This window comes from Rheinheimera sp. SA_1, assembly GCF_001669775.1.
Taxonomy (GTDB): Bacteria; Pseudomonadota; Gammaproteobacteria; order Enterobacterales; family Alteromonadaceae; genus Pararheinheimera.
Map to the genome: position 1 here is coordinate 296,187 of NZ_LXWK01000016.1, position 18,867 is coordinate 315,053.

The window sequence follows — 18,867 nt, forward strand, 5'->3', positions numbered from 1 at the left end:
GCTGTTGGAATATGAAAACAGGGTTTGGACCTCACCGATCCAAACCCTTGCCGAACTTTGTAACGGCTTTTCGACAATTACTTATGGCGAACTGTCAGTTTAATTGCCTCAAGTTGCCGCGACTGGCCACGTGAGCCACAGAACTGACCATCACGCAACAAGGCGCTGTCGCCGATGTTTTGTAAATGACAACGATATTCGACAGTGTAGTCCTGAGCGCAACTACCAGCTAAGCGAAAAGCGACACCTTCTATCCGACGACTTTGCCCTTCAGTACCTACTTTGTTTGGAGCATTGGTCCAACCGGTGTCGCCGGTACCTTGCAAATGCGCCATGTAACTCAATTGCAGGCATGATGGCCAATTACCAAGATTTGGGTGCAAAGGTGTTACTGCCAACGATTCAAGCCGTAACTGCTGGCCTCGGGTGCCTGCCCATTCATCCGGCGCAAAGGTCATCTGACCCTGTTGCTGTACATGTGTATAAACGTAGAAGTCCAGATGACTTACCGGGTCTGCTGCCACTGAACCGCATAAGCCTGTGCCAAATAAAGCCAATACCGGTAAAATCCGTTGTTGAATATTCATTACTTCCTTTCCTTTTTGCTCAACCTCAATTTGGGGCAAAACAATGCTAATGAAGGAAGATTGCCGTCTGCAATCGCAGCTGATATTTATCATTGTTTTATTTATTGTTTATCAAATGGTACGAAATGGCACTGCAACACTGCAGCTAGCATCCAGAATAGAGATATCGCCGATCCCAATAAATATCAGTTCTTTACCAACATGCAGCTAAATTTGGCATTGATGAAGGTTAAATGTCGGGTAGACGACGTCAGTAAATCAGATCCTGAATTAACCTTCATATTGAGTAGCCATTATCCTGTTTAGCATTAACAAACCGTTTATACCAACAAACCGCAGCTTAACACCCTGACTGCCGCTGTTCATGTCCATGCCTCTGTTATTCTTAAGTACTTTTTTGCAGGCTCAATCCGGCGGTTGAAAATCAACCAGCCCACTGTCTTGCGTCAGTGCATATAACTATAAAAACAGGATCACAGTTATGCAGCAGGTTTCACTACTTCCAGAACGTCTTTACCCTCATCGTTTATGTCATCTCAGCAGTCTTATCACGCTGTTGCTGGCAGCGCCGCTGGTAGCCCAGGAACAGGCCAGCAACAAATCGCAGGCCGAAGAAAAAACCGAAGTAATTACGGTGACCGGCAGCCGCATTCGCCGCACTGATTTGGAAACCCATACGCCGGTGGTCAGCATTACGGCGGCCGACATTGCCAAAACCGGCGCAGTGGATATCAACCAATTATTAAACCAACTACCGAGCATGGTGCCAGCCAGCAGCAGTGAAACCAGCAACGCCCGCGGTTATGCCGGCACTTCGACTCAGGATTTACGTGGTCTTGGCGCCAATCGCACGCTAGTGCTGGTCAATGGTCGCCGCCATGTGCCGTCCATTCCCGGCACCAGCGTAGTGGATATGTCGTCGATTCCGGTGGCGTTGATTGAGCGGGTGGATGTACTGACCGGAGGAGCCTCATCGGTGTATGGCGCTGATGCGGTGGCCGGGGTCATTAACGTGATCCTGAAAAAGAATTTCAGCGGCACCAGTATGAGCCTGTCCAAGAGCGGTGCCACTGTGGGTGATGGCCAGCGCTGGTACGGCACCCTTACCCATGGCGAACCTTTTGCCGATGGCAATGGCGGTATTAGTTATCACGTCAGTGCTCAAAGCTCCGACGTGATTGAAGGCCGGGAGCGCAGTTACATCGCCAATGATCTGACTTATATCGAAAACCCACTGTATGTAGCAGGTTCCAGCGCCGAGCCACGTTATATCACCGGCCGACAAACACCGCTGTATTCGACCAGTCAGCGTAATTTCCTGATAAACGGCCGGCCTTATGCGGTACGCCCGGATAACAGTCTGTTTGCCATGGTGCCAGCTGATGCCCGGATCAACGGCTCCAGCACGTCGCAGCTGGCAGCGTTGTCGGTGACCGACACTTATGGCCAGTATTATTCACGTTACGAATGGGCGCGACTGGCGGTACCTTCCGATAAATTAAATCTGAATTTAAATCTGGACCGAGAGCTCAACAACAATATACGGCTGGATGCTGAGCTGAAATATGTCCGCACTGATTCTGAAAGTCGCACGTCGCCGCTGGTGGAATATGGTGTGACGCGGCTACCTGGTGACTACGCCTTTTACACACCCGAGCAACAAGCCGAAGTATCACGCACCGGTCAGGGCTTGTTATTCGGCGGTTATTTCCCGGAAATGGGCCGGATGGGCGTTGATTACCAATATGATTTATATCAGGCGGTACTTGGTTTAGAAGGCGATTTTGCCAATGATTTTCGTTGGCAAACCAGTGCCCAGCACGGATCTACTAAAGTCAAAACCACCACGCTGAATGATTACTCACAAGAAAACTGGACCAAAGCGGTCTGGGGCAGTTACACCGATCCGGTTAGTTATGAAAGCCGCGACTGCGACCAGACTTGTGTACCCATCAACGTCTTTCAGCCACTGACCGCAGAAGCTATCAACTATCTAAAACTCGGGCCACATACCAGCCACGCCCGGCTGACCCAATCGGTGCTGGCGGCCGGGTTGGATGGCGATTTATTTGAACTGCCGGCAGGTGCACTCAGTATCGCCACGGGCCTGGAGCATCGGCGCGAAAAAAGCGAAGAACTGCCATCAGAAGTTGAGCTCGCCGGTCTTGGCGCCAACAATTATCGCGCGACACCGCTGATTGGCGATTATCATGTCAGCGAAGCCTTTGTAGAGCTGCGGGTACCGCTGCTGGCCGATGTCTTTTTGGCCGAACAACTGAGCCTGAATAGCGCCTGGCGCGCCGCGAAATACAATCTGGCGGGCACTAACCATAGCTGGACGGTCGGCATTGACTGGACGCCAATTAAATCGCTGAAACTGCGGGCTTCGAACGCCAAAGCCGTGCGGGCGCCGAATATCACCGAAGTTTATCAGTCGGCCAGCGAGTCTTTTAATTACATCTATGAAGTTTGTTATTCCGCCTACCGCAACCGCGGCTCGGAGTATCGCGAAGCTAACTGTAACGCTATTGGTAAAACCAATCCGGCGAACTATTACCACAACGCGCAGATCGTACAAAGTGGCAACAAAGAACTCAAAGCAGAGCGGGCTTATACCTTTACTGGCGGGCTGGTGTTTTCGCCGGAATTTATCGACGATCTGAATATCACCGTTGATTATTGGGACGTTGATCTGAATGATAAAATCGGCACCCTGCAATGGGATCAGGTGTATCCGAATTGTATGGACAGCCCGACCCTTGACAACGTGTTCTGTAGCTTAATTGAAGAAAAACCCGATGGCATGCAGCTGAATCTGTCATATCTGAATCTGGCCAAACATAAAACCCGTGGCATTGACTATGCGCTGGATTATCATTGGGTAATGCCGGGAAATCGGCTATCGATGGCGTTTCGCTCGGACTGGAGCCGGTTGATTGAACGGACATTACAATCCGATCCGGCGTCCAAACCCCTGCTAACCGCCGGGCAAATGGCGTTTCCCAAATGGCGTGGCAGCAATAGCCTGAGCCTGGCATACAACAAATTCAGCAGCAGTGTTTCGGCGCGATATATTGGCTCCCAACGACCGGATTTGGCGCGTAAATCCGCCGATTATTCGGTTACTTCAACCGGTAGATTGTGGTATCTGGATGTAGGTCTGAATTATCAGCTGACACCACATCTTAACTTGAATGTATATCTGTCGAATTTAACCGATCGGCAAACACCACAAGTACCGGGCGCCAGTACCGGTGGTGCTAGCTGGGAAATGGGTTATACCGCAGGTTTGTATAGCACGATTGGTCGTTATTACACGGTGGGCCTTAACTATGATTTTTAAAAATTGGCCGTTCTGAAAATTGTCAGATTTAAAGGAAAGCCATGCTGAAAGTTGGCGATGCTGACGATCAGCAATAATTTAACGCGGGTCGTCATATCGTCGACCCGTGCTGAACAACAAGGCGGTATCAACTGTTGAGTATTTTTGTGAACTATCTGGCCCGTGGCAATCTGCGGCTCAAAACTCTGACGCTGTCAGATTATGCGGTCGTGCTGCTTCTTAATTGCAGCTGTGCGGTATTAAGCGCTCTGCATCATATGTATTTAAGTGACGCCGATTTCGCATTTATGCTACGAAGCACGTTGGAATACGCCAAAATATACAACTTGCTTGGTTTTAGTCTGCTGTTTTCTTATGTGGTCATTGCACCACCACCGGCCGAAAAAATCACGATCAGCCAGATTTGCATGATCACGCTGGTCACATTTACCCTGACTCTATTGCTCAGTTTTGGTGTGATTGAATGGGAAAAAACCCGTTTGCCCAGATTCTGGGAAGCGGTGACCTATTTATTGCGGCTGTTGTTATCGTCATTTTGGGCAATGTTCGTATTGCTGTACCTGAAAAACCGGCTGACTAGACCGGAATTTCAGCAATTAAAACAACAAGTCAGCGATAGTGAAGATCAGCGAAACCGCGCAGAAATGGAGCTGCATTTATTACAGGCGCAGCTGGAGCCGCATTTTTTCTTCAACACGCTGGCGAATTTGCACAGTCTGATTGATATCGATACCGAAAAAGCCAAATTATTGCTGGAAGAATTGACGCAATATTTGCGGTCCAGTATTCCGCAATTTCGTCAGCGTTACATCAGTTTGCAGGATGAGCTGAATATCATTCAGCGTTACCTGAATATTCAACAAATCAGATTTGGCCAGCGCTTAACCTATCAGATTGATGTAGACGATGGCTGTCTGCATCACAACGTGCTGCCGATGTCGGTGCTGACATTGGTGGAAAATGCGATTAAACATGGCATCGAAAAAATTCAGGGGGTTGGTCACATTACCATTAGCGTCAGTCACAACACGAAAAATCTGCTGATCGTGGTGTGCGATACTGCAGCGCAACAAGCTCAAACTTGCCGCGGTACTGGCCTGAATAACTTAAGTGCCCGCTTACAAACTGCTTATGGTCATGCCGCCAGTATTAGCATTCACACTGAGCCAGAAGTTCAGACCCTTGCCAGGCTGGAGATCCCTTTTCATGGTTAACATTATTATTGCCGAAGACGAAGAAATTCTGCTGCACAGTCTGGCGCACAAACTGCAGAAATTCTGGCCGGATGCACAGATTATCCGGTTATGCCGCAGCGGCGAAGAAGCGTTAGCTGCGCTTGATGAACTGAAGCCGCAGGTGGCTTTTCTCGACATTCAGATGGGTAAACTCACCGGCATTGACGTAGCTTTTTGCACCGGCCAGCCGTGCCATTTTGTCTTTGTCACCGCTTATGATCAGTATGCCGTCAAAGCCTTTGATGCCGGCGCCATTGATTATTTACTTAAACCTTATTCAGACAGCAGATTATTGCAATGTATCAGTAAGTTACAGGAGAAACTGCATAGGCCGCCAATTGGAATTGAGCAGTTATTCAGTCAGCCACAACTACCGGCGAACTTTTATCTGAAACGACTGAAACTACAAATTGGCAACCGTATCTGGTTACAGAGTGTTGATGAAGTTATTTATTTTCAAGCCAGTGGCCGTTATGTCGAAGTGGTCACCACAGCCCGGCAATTTGTTGTGCGCATGGCACTAAAAAACTTGTTGCAACAGCTTGATCCAGAAATGTTCTGGCGTATTCATCGCAGCATCGTAATTAATATTAATTTTCTAGATCATGTCAAAGCCGACGACCCGGATCAGCTGTCTGCCATGATGAAACATATCAGCAAACCGCTACCGGTCAGCCGCAGTTCTCAGCATTTATTTAAAATACCCGCCAGCGAGTAAAATCCGATGTCTTACATAAGTGTCTATCGTAGTTTTATCACCGCACTGAGCCTGTGGATCCTGGCAGGTTGTGCCAGTGCTCCACTACCACCGGTGCCAAAAGACGATCAAAAAATTCAGCAACTGGCGGCAAAATATCAGCTGGCGGTACAGTTTAATCTCGACAACATCAGCGTTTCGCCGTGGGATTTGCGCTTTAGCCTGCATCAACATGATTCGCCGCAGTTACAACTTTATCTTCGGCTTTTTCATGAAGAATTTCACAAGTTGCCCCCGGCGCTGATTCAAAAAGTTAATCTGAAACATATCGTGCTATTACAGCAACTCACGGTTGCCGAACAACCGAGATTGGCAGTGCCGGACTATGTGCATGAAGTGCTGTATTACGACACATCGGACACCAGAGGTATGCCGTATATGCCGCATCAGCGACATGTGGTGCATCATGAGTTTTACCATATGCTGGAGCAGCAATTTTATGGAAGTGCTTATTATCGGGATCCACTCTGGCAGCAACTGAACCCGATTGGTTTTCAATATGGCAACGGCGGCGCCACCGTCCGTGATCCGAAAGTCGCCAAATTCTCTCATCCGGCCCCGGGCTTTATTAATCATTATGCGATGTCTGGCCTGGAAGAAGATAAAGCTGAACTTTGGGCTGTGCTTTGGACCACCCACGCTTGGGCAGCGGTTCAGCCGATGGTAGCGAGAGACAAAATTTTACAACGTAAAGTGCAGTTGCTGGTATCGCAGCTGGTGTGTCAGGTACCGGAACTTGTAGATCCGTTGCTGCCGCGTTTACAAAGTGTGTCGCTGAACTTGTTACCTTGTGATCGTTTCGCAGCAGCGGCCCAAAGTTATTGATAATGATTCCTCTTACCATTAAACTGCGAGCACTTTGTTCCGTTTTTAATGATGTCGATGGCAATGTTGAGTAATAAATCGTGGTTTAAGCTGCATGGCTGGTGTTCGTTGCCGGTGTGGCTGATTTTTTGTTTTGTCTGTTTGACCGGTACTATTGCGGTGTTGAGTCATGAGCTCACCTGGTTGACGAACCCTGCTGCGCGGGCCAGCAATCCACAGGATAAACCCGCGTTGCCAATCAGCCAGCTCGTCGCGACAGTGCAGCAGAAATTCCCCACCGCCGATGTTGGCAATGTGATGACGTTTGAGCCTTATCTGGTGCATGCCATCACTTTTACTGATCACGACAAGCCCTACGCCATCGCTTATGTGAACCAGTACAGCGGTGAAATTCAGGAAATTAATGAAGGTTTAACCTTTATTGGCTTTATGCGCAGTTTGCATGGCTGGTTATTGTTTCCGTGGCAACAGGTTTATAGCATCGGATATTACCTGGTGAGTGCGATGGCATTTGTGATGTTGGGTGCGCTGATTACCGGGCTGGTTATCTACAAAAAATTCTGGCGCTCTTTCACGCAGCCTAAAGTGCGGTTAACTGCCAACAAAGCTACAGTTCTGGCCGATTTACACCGCTTAGCCGGCGTGTGGTCGATTTGGTTTTTAATGCTGATGTCCGCTACGGGCTTCTGGTATCTAGCGCAGGCGATTATGTGGCACGCTGAAATTGACATAGAACCGCATGCACCGGTGGTTGCGGTTTCGGACCTGCCGACAACAGCAACGACCAACAGTCAGTCAAAACTATCGCTCGAAGCGGCATTACAAATTGCCAAACAACGGTTTCCACAGTTGCAGCCCTCCTACATTATGTTGCCTGAACATCAGCGTGGTATGTATCAGATTTCCGGCGGTGGCGACCATATCTTTTACGACCAATACGCTTATGCATTGAATATCAACCCATGGACCGGCGCTATTGTCAGCGAAAAATCACCTGAAACTATGACTGCGGTGCAAACCGTGATGCATATCGCTGACCCGCTGCACTACGGTACTTTGGGCGGTTTGTGGACCAAGTTTTTGTGGTTTTTCTTTGGTGTGATTTTAACCGGCATGTCGATCACCGGCTTTATGATGTGGGCAACGCGGTTGAAAAAATCAATGCGTGATGATGCCGAAGCAGCTTTTGCATAATTGATCATCAAAAGACTCACTCATTGTTGAGTGGTTTTAGCAGGCTTTAGGCGTTTTTCGAATTTAGGAATTTTATGACCAGCAAACTTTCATTTTGGCGCAAATATCGGTATCAACTCAGCGGCGCCGTATTGGTATTACCCTTCTGGTTTTTATACCAGTCGATGACTCCGGTGTTTCCGCCCGCCTGGCCAGCGCAACAAGTGGGTGACTTTGAAATCACCCCAATGCCGCTTGATTTAGAACAACCTTATGTCCATCACGAGGCTTATGTAAAAGATTTTATGTTGATGTTTAACAAAGGGAAAATCAGCGACATTCGTCAGGGTTATGTCAATATCGGCCCGCAGCCAGTGCCACTGGGTATTTTACAACAAGCTGAAGATGGCATTCTGCATGGCAATCGTCATGGCCAACATGTGCATGCTATTGCCCCGCATACCTTTGCAGCAACCGATAAAATGTGGGTGACCATAGAAACCTGGCAAGGTCAGCAATTGACGGCGAGTTGGGAATTGCCTGAGACGTTGTTGAAGTAATTAGGGCATGGCACATGTTCGATGATGCTTTGCGACAAGGCTCTGATTTAATTATAAAGTGTAGGGCGGACTCGGCCGAAGGCTAGTCCGCCGCTCATCAGGATAAACCCAAACCTACGAATAGCCACAAATTCGGCGCACTACCGCTGACGCGGTGAGTGACGCCCTACTTTGTCTTAAATCATCACGTTAAACGTAATTCTCCATCGGGCGCTACTCGCCGAGGCGGCGGCAATACGCCACATGCCGCGACAACTAAAGCGCATCCTTGCCCCAATCATCAAAAGTTATAAGTCATACCTAAACTGACATTCCGTGGGCTGCCATAACCGTATTGCTCAAAGAAACCAATCTGGCTGAAGTAGGTTTCATCAAACAGGTTGTCGATATTCAGCTGCACCGAGAATTGTTCAGATACGCTGTAACGCGCCATTAAATTCACCAGACTAAAAGCATCCTGGGTTAATTTTTTCGCACCGACGCCGCTGTATTGGGATCCTTCCCAGCTCACACCACCACCAATTTCCAGACCTGGCACCCACTGTGCGATGTCCAGTGTCGTAAACAGATTCAGCTTTTTACGTGGATGATCAGTATTCACTTCAGTACCGGCAGCATCTTCGGCTTTAAACTGCGAATAACCGGCCGAAAGTTTCCAGATTTCAGAGATCTGGCCAATCACTTCCAGTTCAAAACCGGTACTTTCGACACCATCAGCAGCGGCGTAAATCATCTCAATCGGTCTGTCCGGGAATGGCATATTGGTATTTTGTGCCAGATTGTCTTGTTGTACCTGAAACACCGCAAATGATGTCTGCAGTGCACCATTCAACAACGCACTTTTTAACCCCAGTTCACGGTTAGTGCCGGTGACCGGATCGATATATTTACCTGTCACATCACGGGCGTTTTGCGGTTTAAAAATTTCAGTTTGGCTGATATACAAATTATGGTCTGCGGCAACCTGATACATCAAACCAGCGTAAGGCACAAATACGGTATCATCACCGAAGTTTGCATCAACACCCCAGCTGAAGCCTTCGCGCTGCCAACTCGACAAGCGGCCACCGGCAATCAGCTTTAAATCGTCGGTTAGCGTCAGCCGGGTTGCAGCGTAAAAACCATCCTGTTCGGTTTCAACATCCTCCTGCCGATCGCCGGTTGTAGCAAAAGTATGCTCGGGATAACTGCCATCCCACTGGTAAAAATTACCGATCCCGATATAAGCAGAAGTCTGTTTATATGTGTCGGTTTGTGCTTCCTGTTTGCTTTTGAGCGCGCCGACCACAAACTCATGGCTACGGCCAATCAGCTCAAAATCACCTTTTAACTGCAGATCAAGGCTACTTTGTTTACTAAAGCCGCTGCTTTTATAGGGCCATGGTTCTAAACCAATGCCGGTTTGTTTATCCAACATGCCGTAGACATAAAGTAATTTAGTGTCGGCGGTATTCTTGTTGTGGTTAAAGCTGATTTTTCCAGCCCAGCCGTTGCTGAAAGTATGTTCCAGGTTAGCAAAGGTATTGGCATTGGTCGATTGCCAGTAGGTCCAGTCGGCGGAAGAAGTGACTGATGGATCCCAATTGGTTTGAGTACCATCGGTAAACCAGGCTGCTAAACCGCCCCAGGTTGAACCTTCCGGCTGGTTATCCTGATAGCTGCTACCAAAACTCAGCAGCGTACTGTCGGTGAGATCGGCATCAATCACGCCGTAAAGCACGGTTTTATCTTCCGAAGTGATGCTCATAAAACTATCACCGGCTTCTTTTTTTGCGACTAACCTTGCCCGCACTTTGTCGTCAGCGGTGATTGCTGAAGATACATCGGCCGTGACAAATTTATTGTTCCAGCTGCCGATACCGGCATTGATATAACCGGTGAGGTCGGTCGCATTTGCATGTTTGCGCACCAGATTAATCGATGCTGACGGATCACCGGCCCCCGTTAACAGACCAGTCGCACCCCGCACTACTTCAATCCGCTCGTAAATAGAAACATCAGTAATAGTTTCACCGGAATCACCTGCCAAAGACCAGGCCATTGGCACGCCATCAATCTGATATTTATCAATATCAAAGCCACGGGCGCTAAAGGTATTGCGGGTAGAGTCTACTTGTTTGGCCGACAAACCAACGGTCTGACCAACCACTTCGTTAATCGAACTAAAAGCCTGATCGGTAATACGCTGGGCCGTAATAATACTGACCGACTGTGGCGTTTCCAGCAAACTTAAACCAAGACCGGTGGCGGTATCGATATTTTCGTTGACGGTGTATTTCCCTACAACTTCAATTCGTTCCAGGTCTTTTTCCGCAGCGGCATTGTCCTGCGCACTCACACTTAAACTGAACAATGCCAGCTGGGTCGCAATCACTAACGGCAATTTGATAAAGTGGTTTTGGTTTGGCATATCAGTGTCTCCTCATATTTGCGCATATCATACCGAAGGGAACCCAACAAAGAAACGCCATTAGCAATGATTCGCATTTATATTGCGATTAATTTCCGGTTAAAATTGCTTGAAATACCCCCTCTTTACAGCGATGCTGCATCAATACGCAAAGCGCTTACATCTTGCTAGCTTCGATCTTGCTTCTCTCTTGCGAAAGGAAAACCAATGACCAGCACCGACCTGTCTAACCCTGATCAACAAAACGACGATTTGGAACATGAATGCGAATTTTCCAACGGCTGCGACGCGATTAAGCTCATCATCACACCACGCGCCACCGATTTAGGTGAGTTTTCAGTACGCCGTACCCTGCCCAACCGGCAATGCAAAACGGTGGGTCCCTGGATTTTCTTTGATCATATGGGCCCGGCTGAATTTGCTGCTGGCTCCGGCATCAATGTGCGGCCGCATCCGCATATTAATCTGGCAACCGTGACTTATTTATTTGAAGGCGAAATTCTGCACCGCGATTCATTGGGTAGCCTGCAAACCATTACACCAGGAGACATTAATCTGATGGTCGCTGGCAGCGGCATCGTGCACTCCGAGCGCGAACGGCCAGAACTAAAACAACAGCCGCATCGTTTACATGGTTTGCAATTGTGGCTGGCGCTACCGGTTGAATTTGAAGAAATCGCACCGGCTTTTTATCATTACCCTTCAGCGATGATTCCGGCGACCACAGTGAACGAAGTGCCGGTGCGGGTGCTGATTGGCAGTGCCTATGGCATGACTTCGCCGGTGAAAACCTACAGCGAAACTTTGTATCTGGAAGCCGAATTACAACCCGGCCAGACACTGCAGCTACCTGATACCGAAGAACGAGCCTTATATCTGGCCAAAGGTACGCTGCAAATTAAAGATCAGCTGATTGAAGAATTTAATATGGTCATTTTTGCCGCAGCCAAAGGTGTCACTATTCAAGCAGTAAGCCATTGCCGTATTGCGCTGATTGGCGGATCCGCCATTGGCCAGCGGTTTATTGACTGGAATTTTGTCTCCAGTCGTAAGGACCGAATAGCGCAGGCGAAACAAGATTGGCAGGACGGCAAGTTTCCAAAAGTGGTGGGTGATGAACTGGAATTTATTCCACTGCCAAAAATTTAAACCGATTGAAATGTTCCGGTAGGCATTTAACCAACTCAAGCATGCAGCAAACAGGTGTCCCATGACGATATATCTGCAAAAAAGTGAAAGCGGCGCCTTTCGCCAAACCATCCGCGTGCAGCAAGACAGTACGCAGCATACCTTATTCGCGGACGTTGCTGCAGCCCTCGGCGGTGACGATTCGGCGCCGGATCCACATGATATTTTTGACGCTGCATTAGCGGCCTGCAAAGCCATTACGCTTTTGATGTACGCCAAACGTAAGCAACTAAAGCTGGATTGGGTCGATGTCGAAATTAACCGCGATAACAGTCAGGAAGCAAAGGGGCTTTATCAGTTAAATGTAAGTATGAAGCTGGTCGGCGATTTATCAGAAAGTGAACAACAGCAATTATTAGCCATCGCCGATAAGTGCCCTATCCATAAACTGATGACCGCAACAACGGTGCAGGTGAATACACATTTAAAATAATCGGCAGCCACCTTCAGCACCTTTGGCAGCAAGCAACATGCATCTTGCTGCCTGTCCTTAATCTGCTCCTCTTATTTCCTTTTGATATATTCAAGTATATTTCAATTCTTTCTAGTTCTTGTTCGCTTGGTTATTATCTTAATCAGATGTTTAGACGGCCATATTACAAGCATTGCGGCACAACGGCCGCAATCCGCTGCAGCTGCCACAGATAACAGGAAGAATCAGATGAGCTTAAAGTTAAATAAAATCAGTGGTGTCACCCGCATATTACTCAAAGCGGCGGCATTCATTTCAGCATCAGCGCTGTTGTTTAGTGCCAGCAGTTTTGCCAAAGACATCACGCTTCTAAACGTATCGTACGATCCAACCCGTGAGCTCTACCGTGACTACAACGCCGCCTTTACCAAGTACTACCAGAACAAAACCGGCGATATAGTGAAAATTGACCAGTCGCATGGTGGTTCTGGCAGTCAGTCGCGTTCGGTAATTGATGGCCTGCGCGCCGATGTCGTCACGCTGGCGCTGGCCGGTGATATTGACCCGCTGGCCCGAATTGGCAAATTATTACCGGAAAACTGGCAAAGCCGTTTACCGGAAAACAGCGCACCTTACACCTCCACCATTGTGTTTCTGGTACGCAAAGGCAATCCGAAAAATATCAAAGACTGGGACGACCTGGTCAAAAACGATATTGAAGTAATCACCCCAAACCCAAAAACCTCTGGCGGCGCTCGCTGGAACTACTTAGCGGCCTGGGCTTATGCCAAAAAACAATACGGCACTGATGCGGCGGCCAAAGACTTTGTTGGCAAGTTATTCCGCAACGTGCCGGTACTGGATTCTGGCGCGCGCGGCTCGACCAGTACCTTTGTGCAGCGTGAAATTGGTGATGTGCTGCTAAGCTGGGAAAACGAAGCCTTTTTAGCGGTGAATGAACTTGGCGCTGACCGGGTAGAAATTGTGGTGCCAAGTCTCTCGGTACTGGCCGAACCTTCAGTGGCAGTGGTGGATAAAAACGCCAGCCGCAAAGACCAATTGGCTGCCGCTACCGCCTATTTGGAATACTTGTACAGCGTTGAAGGTCAGGAAATCGCTGCCAAACATTATTATCGCCCGCGTGATCAAGCCGTCGCTGCCAAATACGCTACCAAATTCCCAACGCTGAACCTCGTCACCATCCAGGATTTTGGCGGCTGGGACAAAGCTATGGCCGAACACTTTGCCGAAGGTGGTTCTTTCGACCAGATTTATCAGCGCTAATAATTCCTGCAATGCAACCACCAGCAACCCAGTTTGCTGGTTTTAAACTTGTGATTGTCACAATCATCACTCTACAATGCGCTCGTTTTTATTCATGCTGGAGATGGTTGTGGAAGCAATGCCGGTAGGCGTCAGTGCCTTTTTTATTCAAATTTTAGTGATTTTACTGGCTGCTCGGGTAGTCGGCTGGCTGGCCGTACAAATTGGTCAACCGCGTGTCGTCGGCGAAATGATCGCTGGTATTTTACTTGGCCCAACCTTATTTGGCGCTTTCGCGCCGGACATCCAACAACAGCTATTTTCCGCCGAATACCGGCCGTTTTTGTCACTTGGCGCCCAAATCGGCATTGGCCTGTACATGTTTTTGGTTGGCCTCGAATTCGATAACCAGATGTTCAAAAGCCGTGCCCACAGTGCATTGGCCATTTCAGCATCTGGCATCATCGTGCCCTTTATTATGGCGTGTCTGATGGCAAGCTGGTTGTTGAGTTATGGTGGATTGTTTGCCAGCAATATCAGCTGGGCACAGGCAACTTTGTTCCTTGGCGCATCTATCTCTATCACAGCCTTTCCAATGCTGGCGCGGGTGATCCAGGAACAAGGACTGGCCAATACCAAACTTGGCACCTTAGTGCTGGCAGCTGGCGCTATTGACGATGTGGCTGCCTGGTGTCTGATGGCTTTGCTGCTGGCCAGCTTTGGCGGCGACGACAGCTTATTCTACAAAGCAGTAATTGGCGCTGTAATTTTCAGCGCCTTGATGCTGACCCTGGTGCGGCAGCATGCGCAAAAACTGGAACAATGGTACCAGGCTGAGGGCCGGTTAACCCCAAGATTGTTGTTGGTGATCCTGCTGTTGTGGGTGGCGAGTGTCAGTACTACCGAGTGGATTGGTTTACATGCGGTGTTTGGCGGCTTTTTGCTGGGAGTGGCGATGCCCCGCGGTAAACTTGCCGGGCATTTAGTCAAACGTTTACAACCGGTAGTGTTAATTGGTCTGGTGCCGCTGTTTTTCGCAGTGTCCGGGCTGAAAACCGATTTGTCCGTGTTAAGCCAGGGCACTTTGTGGCAGGTAGCATTGGCGGTGATTGCAGCTTCAATTTTTGCCAAAGCGGTGGCCTGTTATCTGGCAGCAAGGCTCTGCGGTGAAAACCATCCGATGTCGCTGGCGGTGGGTATTCTGATGAACGCCCGTGGCATGATGGAGCTTATTTTACTGAATATCGCGCTGCAAAATGGCGTCATTACCGCAGATTTATTTTCGGTGTTAGTGCTGATGACGGTGATCACCACCATGATGGCTACGCCGCTGTTTAACTGGCTACAACGGCGGCCCTCGTTTCGAGCGAAAATTCATTAGTCATTTTTACAACCACAGCAAAGCCAATTCTATTTAGCTTTGCTGTGGGTATTTGTACTGGTTGTTTATTCTTCAGATCTACGTTTGCAATCTGCGGGTTAACTGCGCAAATGCTGGTTAAAAAAGGCAATTGTCCGCTGCCACGCCAGTTCTGCCGCAGCTTTGTCATAACGTGGTGTGGTGTCGTTGTTAAAACCATGTTCGGTATCAGCATAGACAAAAGACGTCGCATTTTTTCCGGCGGCTTTTAACGCATCATCATAAGCTTTGGCACCGGCATTCACCCGTTCGTCATTGCTGGCATAATGAATAAGCAGCGGAGCCTGAATCGCAGCCACTTTCGCGACATCGCCCTGCCGGCCATAAAACGGTACTGCAGCGCCTAAGTCTGACACGCGGGTCGCGAGTGCATTGGCAATGCCGCCGCCGTAGCAAAAACCCACTACCCCTACTTTGCCATTACCTTTGTTCAGCGTTTTCAAAAAGGCAGCGGCTTCAACAAAATCGTTTTCGGTTTTCTGCGGATCCAAGCCACGGAATAACTCACGGGCCTTGTCTTCATCCCCCGGATATCCACCCAGCGTAAACAGTGCGTCCGGCGCAAAAGCAATAAAGTTATCCAGTGCGACCCGCCGGGTTATATCTTCAATATGTGGGTTTAAACCGCGGTTTTCATGCACCACCAGCACGGTCGGCAATTTAGCTGTCGCATCAGTACCGGCGTTGACCGGTTGCACCAGATAACCACGAATTTTACCGTTGCCGGTTGGGGATGGAATTTCGATATATTCGGCCTTTAACCGGCCATCATCGGCTTTAATTTGCTGCGCTTGTGCAAACTGTGGCGTTAGCGCCTGCAACACGCTGAGCGCGGTCACACCGGCGACAGTGTATTTGGCGGCACGGATTAAGAACTCACGGCGACTGATGTCACCATGCACATATTGGTCAAACAGTTGCAGCGTTTGTGGATCAAAATCTTTTGCGGTTTTATGAGTCATCGGATCGATACCTGCCAGCTTGGTTAACGTATCGACGAACTGATGCGCTAACTAATGAGTTAAGTAATTGTTTCGATAACAATCATAGGCAGACATCGAGCGTTAGCAACAGTTAATACTGGCAATGCGATGAACTCCAGCCAAGGTGAGTTTTAATGATCCCCCTTGGCTTTGGTGGTTCAGTTGCTTATTTCATCTGAGACTAGTTGGGTCGGTTTGACGCTGGTCTGGAAGACGCCGGACCACTCCAGTAGGCCGGCTGACCGTAATGACGGTAGATGTCATGTTCCAGCTCTCGGTTCACTTGCAGATCAGCGTTGTAATGAGGAGCATCCTGGATCGTCTGACGCATCAGTGGCACCGTCACTTTGGCACTCGCCCAATCAATATCAATCGCCCATTGTGGCGGAATTAACAAAGCGTGCCCCACCCACCAGTTGCTGGTATCCAATGCCAGATAACGAATAGTCCACTGTTTGTCATCAAACAACATACCCGCCACGTGCCCGATATCACCATCTTTGGCTTTAATCTGGTAACCAACCACCGAGTGCACACTGCGTAAATGAGGATCGTCTTCCTCATGCAGATGCTCGACTTGCGCAGCGACTTTGTTGATTGCAGCCGGGTTGGAAATTTCCGGCACCAAATCAAAACCGGCCATTAGCCCACCCGGGTATATACCAGCGCCCCAGATCCCTTCGCCTCCCCAATACATTGGGTAACCAAAATGGCTCAAATAGCTAAGTTCTTGCTGGCGGGAGACCGATTGGTGCACATCAATATCCGGGCTATCCTGCACTTGTTGCCGGGTCAGCGCCACTTCAATACTGGCGGCGTTCCAGTGACAGGCAATGACTGAAATGGGTGAAATCAGCACTTTACGGCTTTGTAACCAAGTGCCGGTCTCCACCACCAGGTAACGCACCACCCAGGATTTGTCGTCAAACAGCAAATCGGTTACCTGTCCGATGCTACCGTCCTGCGCCTCAATGACGCAATCTTGCAGTTGTTCGAAGGTATGGATCATCATGTATTCCTGTCATGCTGTGGTGTTGATCCTCAGTCTAATCTTGCTGTACGTTCCTGTCTGTGCGTTAACAGCCATACCAGTGCGAAGTATCACGACTGCTGGCTATGGCCCTTACATTTGATAAATTTGCGATCCTTCTATTCTCACTCTGTCACCTATTTGTAAGTCACCAATTTGTTGATAATCAAACTGTTGCGTACGGCCGTTAGCTTGACGCACGGTTACGCGATACAACTGATTGTCGCCATTAGCCCGTTTACTCATTTCATTCCCGGCCATCGCGCCACCAATGACACCGGCGCCAGTGGCAATTTTACGGCCTGAGCCGCTGCCAATCTGATTACCGACCACACCACCCAATACCGCGCCTAAAATGGCACCACCACTGATGCCTCGGGATTCGGTATCGATGATTTGAATACTGCTGACGGTGCCGGTTTGTTCTTGTTGCTGTACGGATTGCTGCACATTTCTGCCACCAGAATTGCTACACCCAGCCAGCAATATGACACAACATAACGCCGTAAAAATCGGCGCTGCTGTGGTCTTAGGTGACCTGGTATTTGCAGAAATTGGTGACGAGATCACTATGCTATGTGCAGCACTTTTGCTGAATGTGTTCATGTCGGGCATCCAAAAAATGAAGCGGAGTCTGAATCTAGGCTAAACATGACGCCGTTGTCTGTGCGCAACCGCACCCCGTTGCACAGCGGTTGCGGCTCTGTGCCACAGACGATTATGCAGAACCGCAACAAAGGGCAGATCAAATCTGAGAGCACCTGAACGGGCTTGAATTCAGCGGCGGCAACTGGTTAACTACTGTTAGTTTCACTTAACACTTAACAGCAGGAGCTACCGATGGACGATTTAACTCAGGATGCAATTAACAAGGCGTATCAAAACAATGTTGGCAAGTTGTTTGACGGCTTGTTTGCCGCCTATGTCACGGCGTTTGATGATCTGGATAAAACCAATGCACTGGCGAAGTTCAGCAACGGTGTCGCGATCGTGCGGGAAGCTAAAGAAGCTGCTGAAAATGCGCTCTGAACTCAATTAACTCTGCACTGATCATTCACCCTTTTTAAAAACCGGATCGGCAACAGGCCCATGCCGGTGTTCTTTCTCAAAGCCCGTTCAGGTGTGCAAAGCATTGGACCCGGCGCTGACGATTAACCAAATTCAATTGCAGCAGAAAACCGTTGGCAAATTCAGTCTCTGGCAACGCGACGGCATCCGCGGAGGTCGTAACAATGATTAAAATTCTGTTTTTTACCGCTCTGCGTGAATGAGTGCAATGCCGCGAACTACAGCTGGCCAACAAACCGGCGCTACCCGGCATTTTGCGATGATTGGGGGTTGAACAGGTCTTGTTCCGCTTGTTGGCTGAGCCAGTACGCCATGTCCTAACGAGCCAACTTTGCTAACGCCACCTGTTCAATCTGTTGCATCGTACGAGTTCCAGGGCCGCTGGAAATGCCTTCAGTCACCAAATGTTGCAGCTGGGCTATTTTGGCAGACTGTGCCTGATCGCGTCTGATTAGATCCCGCACATAGACGCTGGCATTGCTGATTCGTCCTGTTGTTGTTTGTTGCTCCACCCAGGTTTTCATTAGATCGGGTAACGACACGTTCAAAGTCGGCATGTTTCAGACCTGTTATTTATAAGCACAATAGGATTTTTATGAACAACTTTGCCAAA

Annotated in this window: 17 protein-coding genes; 11 read left to right on the top strand and 6 right to left on the bottom strand. The window is 48.9% G+C overall.

The genetic code is table 11. From position 1 onward, the window contains the following. Positions 1 to 77: 77 nt before the first annotated feature. Positions 78 to 587 (bottom strand): hypothetical protein, encoded by a 510-nt coding sequence (locus tag A5320_RS13375; protein ID WP_068065605.1) that lies wholly within the window; start codon positions 585 to 587, stop codon positions 78 to 80. 481 nt (positions 588 to 1,068) lie between these two features. On the opposite strand from A5320_RS13375, the gene A5320_RS13380 reads away from it, so the two are divergent. From A5320_RS13380 to A5320_RS13405, 6 genes are all read left to right on the top strand, one after another. Beyond that, positions 1,069 to 3,930: a TonB-dependent receptor plug domain-containing protein gene (locus A5320_RS13380; protein WP_068065608.1), complete on the top strand. Its 2,862-nt coding sequence runs from the start codon at positions 1,069 to 1,071 to the stop codon at positions 3,928 to 3,930. A gap of 134 nt (positions 3,931 to 4,064) precedes the next feature. Next, a complete protein-coding gene (locus A5320_RS13385; protein ID WP_068065610.1) occupies positions 4,065 to 5,144 on the top strand; it encodes a sensor histidine kinase in 1,080 nt (359 codons plus the stop codon). After that, on the top strand, positions 5,137 to 5,883 hold the full coding sequence (locus A5320_RS13390) for a LytR/AlgR family response regulator transcription factor (RefSeq protein ID WP_068065612.1): 747 nt from the start codon (positions 5,137 to 5,139) through the stop codon (positions 5,881 to 5,883). The genes A5320_RS13385 and A5320_RS13390 overlap by 8 nt, the downstream gene beginning before the upstream one ends. 6 nt (positions 5,884 to 5,889) lie before the next feature. Next, positions 5,890 to 6,747, top strand: coding sequence for a putative zinc-binding metallopeptidase (locus A5320_RS13395; RefSeq protein WP_068065615.1), 858 nt, complete (start codon positions 5,890 to 5,892; stop codon positions 6,745 to 6,747). 63 nt (positions 6,748 to 6,810) lie between these two features. Next, positions 6,811 to 7,941 carry a PepSY-associated TM helix domain-containing protein gene (locus A5320_RS13400; protein WP_231916731.1) on the top strand — a complete coding sequence of 377 codons (1,131 nt, stop codon included), beginning with the start codon at positions 6,811 to 6,813 and terminating at the stop codon, positions 7,939 to 7,941. 74 nt (positions 7,942 to 8,015) lie between these two features. Further along, entirely contained in the window at positions 8,016 to 8,480 is a 465-nt protein-coding gene (locus A5320_RS13405) for a hypothetical protein (protein WP_068065621.1), read from the top strand. A gap of 280 nt (positions 8,481 to 8,760) precedes the next feature. Here the strand turns inward: A5320_RS13405 and A5320_RS13410 are convergent, their stop codons facing one another. Further along, positions 8,761 to 10,890: a TonB-dependent siderophore receptor gene (locus tag A5320_RS13410; protein ID WP_068065623.1), complete on the bottom strand. Its 2,130-nt coding sequence runs from the start codon at positions 10,888 to 10,890 to the stop codon at positions 8,761 to 8,763. 207 nt (positions 10,891 to 11,097) lie between these two features. On the opposite strand from A5320_RS13410, the gene A5320_RS13415 reads away from it, so the two are divergent. From A5320_RS13415 to A5320_RS13430, 4 genes are all read left to right on the top strand, one after another. Continuing rightward, positions 11,098 to 12,039 (top strand): pirin family protein, encoded by a 942-nt coding sequence (locus tag A5320_RS13415; RefSeq protein WP_068065626.1) that lies wholly within the window; start codon positions 11,098 to 11,100, stop codon positions 12,037 to 12,039. Positions 12,040 to 12,100: 61 nt separating this feature from the next. Next, a complete protein-coding gene (locus A5320_RS13420) occupies positions 12,101 to 12,511 on the top strand; it encodes an OsmC family protein (RefSeq protein ID WP_068065628.1) in 411 nt (136 codons plus the stop codon). A 228-nt stretch (positions 12,512 to 12,739) separates the two neighbouring features. Further along, on the top strand, positions 12,740 to 13,774 hold the full coding sequence (locus A5320_RS13425) for a sulfate ABC transporter substrate-binding protein (RefSeq protein WP_068065629.1): 1,035 nt from the start codon (positions 12,740 to 12,742) through the stop codon (positions 13,772 to 13,774). Positions 13,775 to 13,892: 118 nt separating this feature from the next. Continuing rightward, the gene (locus tag A5320_RS13430; RefSeq protein WP_068066748.1) at positions 13,893 to 15,134 is read left to right on the top strand and encodes a cation:proton antiporter; all 1,242 of its coding nucleotides are present in this window, start codon (positions 13,893 to 13,895) and stop codon (positions 15,132 to 15,134) included. Between the two features lie 98 nt (positions 15,135 to 15,232). On the opposite strand, the gene A5320_RS13435 is transcribed toward A5320_RS13430, so the two are convergent. The 3 genes from A5320_RS13435 to A5320_RS22365 form a co-directional block, all read right to left on the bottom strand. Continuing rightward, positions 15,233 to 16,135: a dienelactone hydrolase family protein gene (locus A5320_RS13435; protein WP_068065633.1), complete on the bottom strand. Its 903-nt coding sequence runs from the start codon at positions 16,133 to 16,135 to the stop codon at positions 15,233 to 15,235. A 202-nt stretch (positions 16,136 to 16,337) separates the two neighbouring features. Beyond that, positions 16,338 to 17,165, bottom strand: a complete 828-nt coding sequence (locus tag A5320_RS13440; protein ID WP_068065636.1) for a PRC-barrel domain-containing protein — start codon at positions 17,163 to 17,165, stop codon at positions 16,338 to 16,340. 114 nt (positions 17,166 to 17,279) lie between these two features. Then, the gene (locus tag A5320_RS22365) at positions 17,280 to 17,636 is read right to left on the bottom strand and encodes a glycine zipper 2TM domain-containing protein (protein ID WP_269454644.1); all 357 of its coding nucleotides are present in this window, start codon (positions 17,634 to 17,636) and stop codon (positions 17,280 to 17,282) included. A gap of 390 nt (positions 17,637 to 18,026) precedes the next feature. Here A5320_RS22365 and A5320_RS13450 point away from each other — a divergent pair, with 390 nt between their 5' ends. After that, on the top strand, positions 18,027 to 18,215 hold the full coding sequence (locus A5320_RS13450; RefSeq protein WP_068065641.1) for a hypothetical protein: 189 nt from the start codon (positions 18,027 to 18,029) through the stop codon (positions 18,213 to 18,215). A gap of 356 nt (positions 18,216 to 18,571) precedes the next feature. Here A5320_RS13450 and A5320_RS13460 read toward each other — a convergent pair whose 3' ends face one another. Then, positions 18,572 to 18,811, bottom strand: coding sequence for a type II toxin-antitoxin system ParD family antitoxin (locus A5320_RS13460; RefSeq protein ID WP_068065644.1), 240 nt, complete (start codon positions 18,809 to 18,811; stop codon positions 18,572 to 18,574). Positions 18,812 to 18,867: the final 56 nt, after the last annotated feature.

Bases quoted from the DNA above. Each gene is read 5' to 3' on its own strand.
- A5320_RS13400 (WP_231916731.1), top strand. From the start codon at position 6,811: ATGTTGAGTAATAAATCGTGGTTTAAGCTGCATGGCTGGTGTTCGTTG.
- A5320_RS13375 (WP_068065605.1), bottom strand. From the start codon at position 587: ATGAATATTCAACAACGGATTTTACCGGTATTGGCTTTATTTGGCACA.
- A5320_RS13395 (WP_068065615.1), top strand. From the start codon at position 5,890: ATGTCTTACATAAGTGTCTATCGTAGTTTTATCACCGCACTGAGCCTG.
- A5320_RS13440 (WP_068065636.1), bottom strand. From the start codon at position 17,165: ATGATCCATACCTTCGAACAACTGCAAGATTGCGTCATTGAGGCGCAG.
- A5320_RS13460 (WP_068065644.1), bottom strand. From the start codon at position 18,811: ATGCCGACTTTGAACGTGTCGTTACCCGATCTAATGAAAACCTGGGTG.
- A5320_RS13430 (WP_068066748.1), top strand. From the start codon at position 13,893: ATGCCGGTAGGCGTCAGTGCCTTTTTTATTCAAATTTTAGTGATTTTA.
- A5320_RS13420 (WP_068065628.1), top strand. From the start codon at position 12,101: ATGACGATATATCTGCAAAAAAGTGAAAGCGGCGCCTTTCGCCAAACC.
- A5320_RS13415 (WP_068065626.1), top strand. From the start codon at position 11,098: ATGACCAGCACCGACCTGTCTAACCCTGATCAACAAAACGACGATTTG.
- A5320_RS13450 (WP_068065641.1), top strand. From the start codon at position 18,027: ATGGACGATTTAACTCAGGATGCAATTAACAAGGCGTATCAAAACAAT.
- A5320_RS13410 (WP_068065623.1), bottom strand. From the start codon at position 10,890: ATGCCAAACCAAAACCACTTTATCAAATTGCCGTTAGTGATTGCGACC.
- A5320_RS13425 (WP_068065629.1), top strand. From the start codon at position 12,740: ATGAGCTTAAAGTTAAATAAAATCAGTGGTGTCACCCGCATATTACTC.
- A5320_RS13435 (WP_068065633.1), bottom strand. From the start codon at position 16,135: ATGACTCATAAAACCGCAAAAGATTTTGATCCACAAACGCTGCAACTG.
- A5320_RS13380 (WP_068065608.1), top strand. From the start codon at position 1,069: ATGCAGCAGGTTTCACTACTTCCAGAACGTCTTTACCCTCATCGTTTA.
- A5320_RS13390 (WP_068065612.1), top strand. From the start codon at position 5,137: ATGGTTAACATTATTATTGCCGAAGACGAAGAAATTCTGCTGCACAGT.
- A5320_RS13405 (WP_068065621.1), top strand. From the start codon at position 8,016: ATGACCAGCAAACTTTCATTTTGGCGCAAATATCGGTATCAACTCAGC.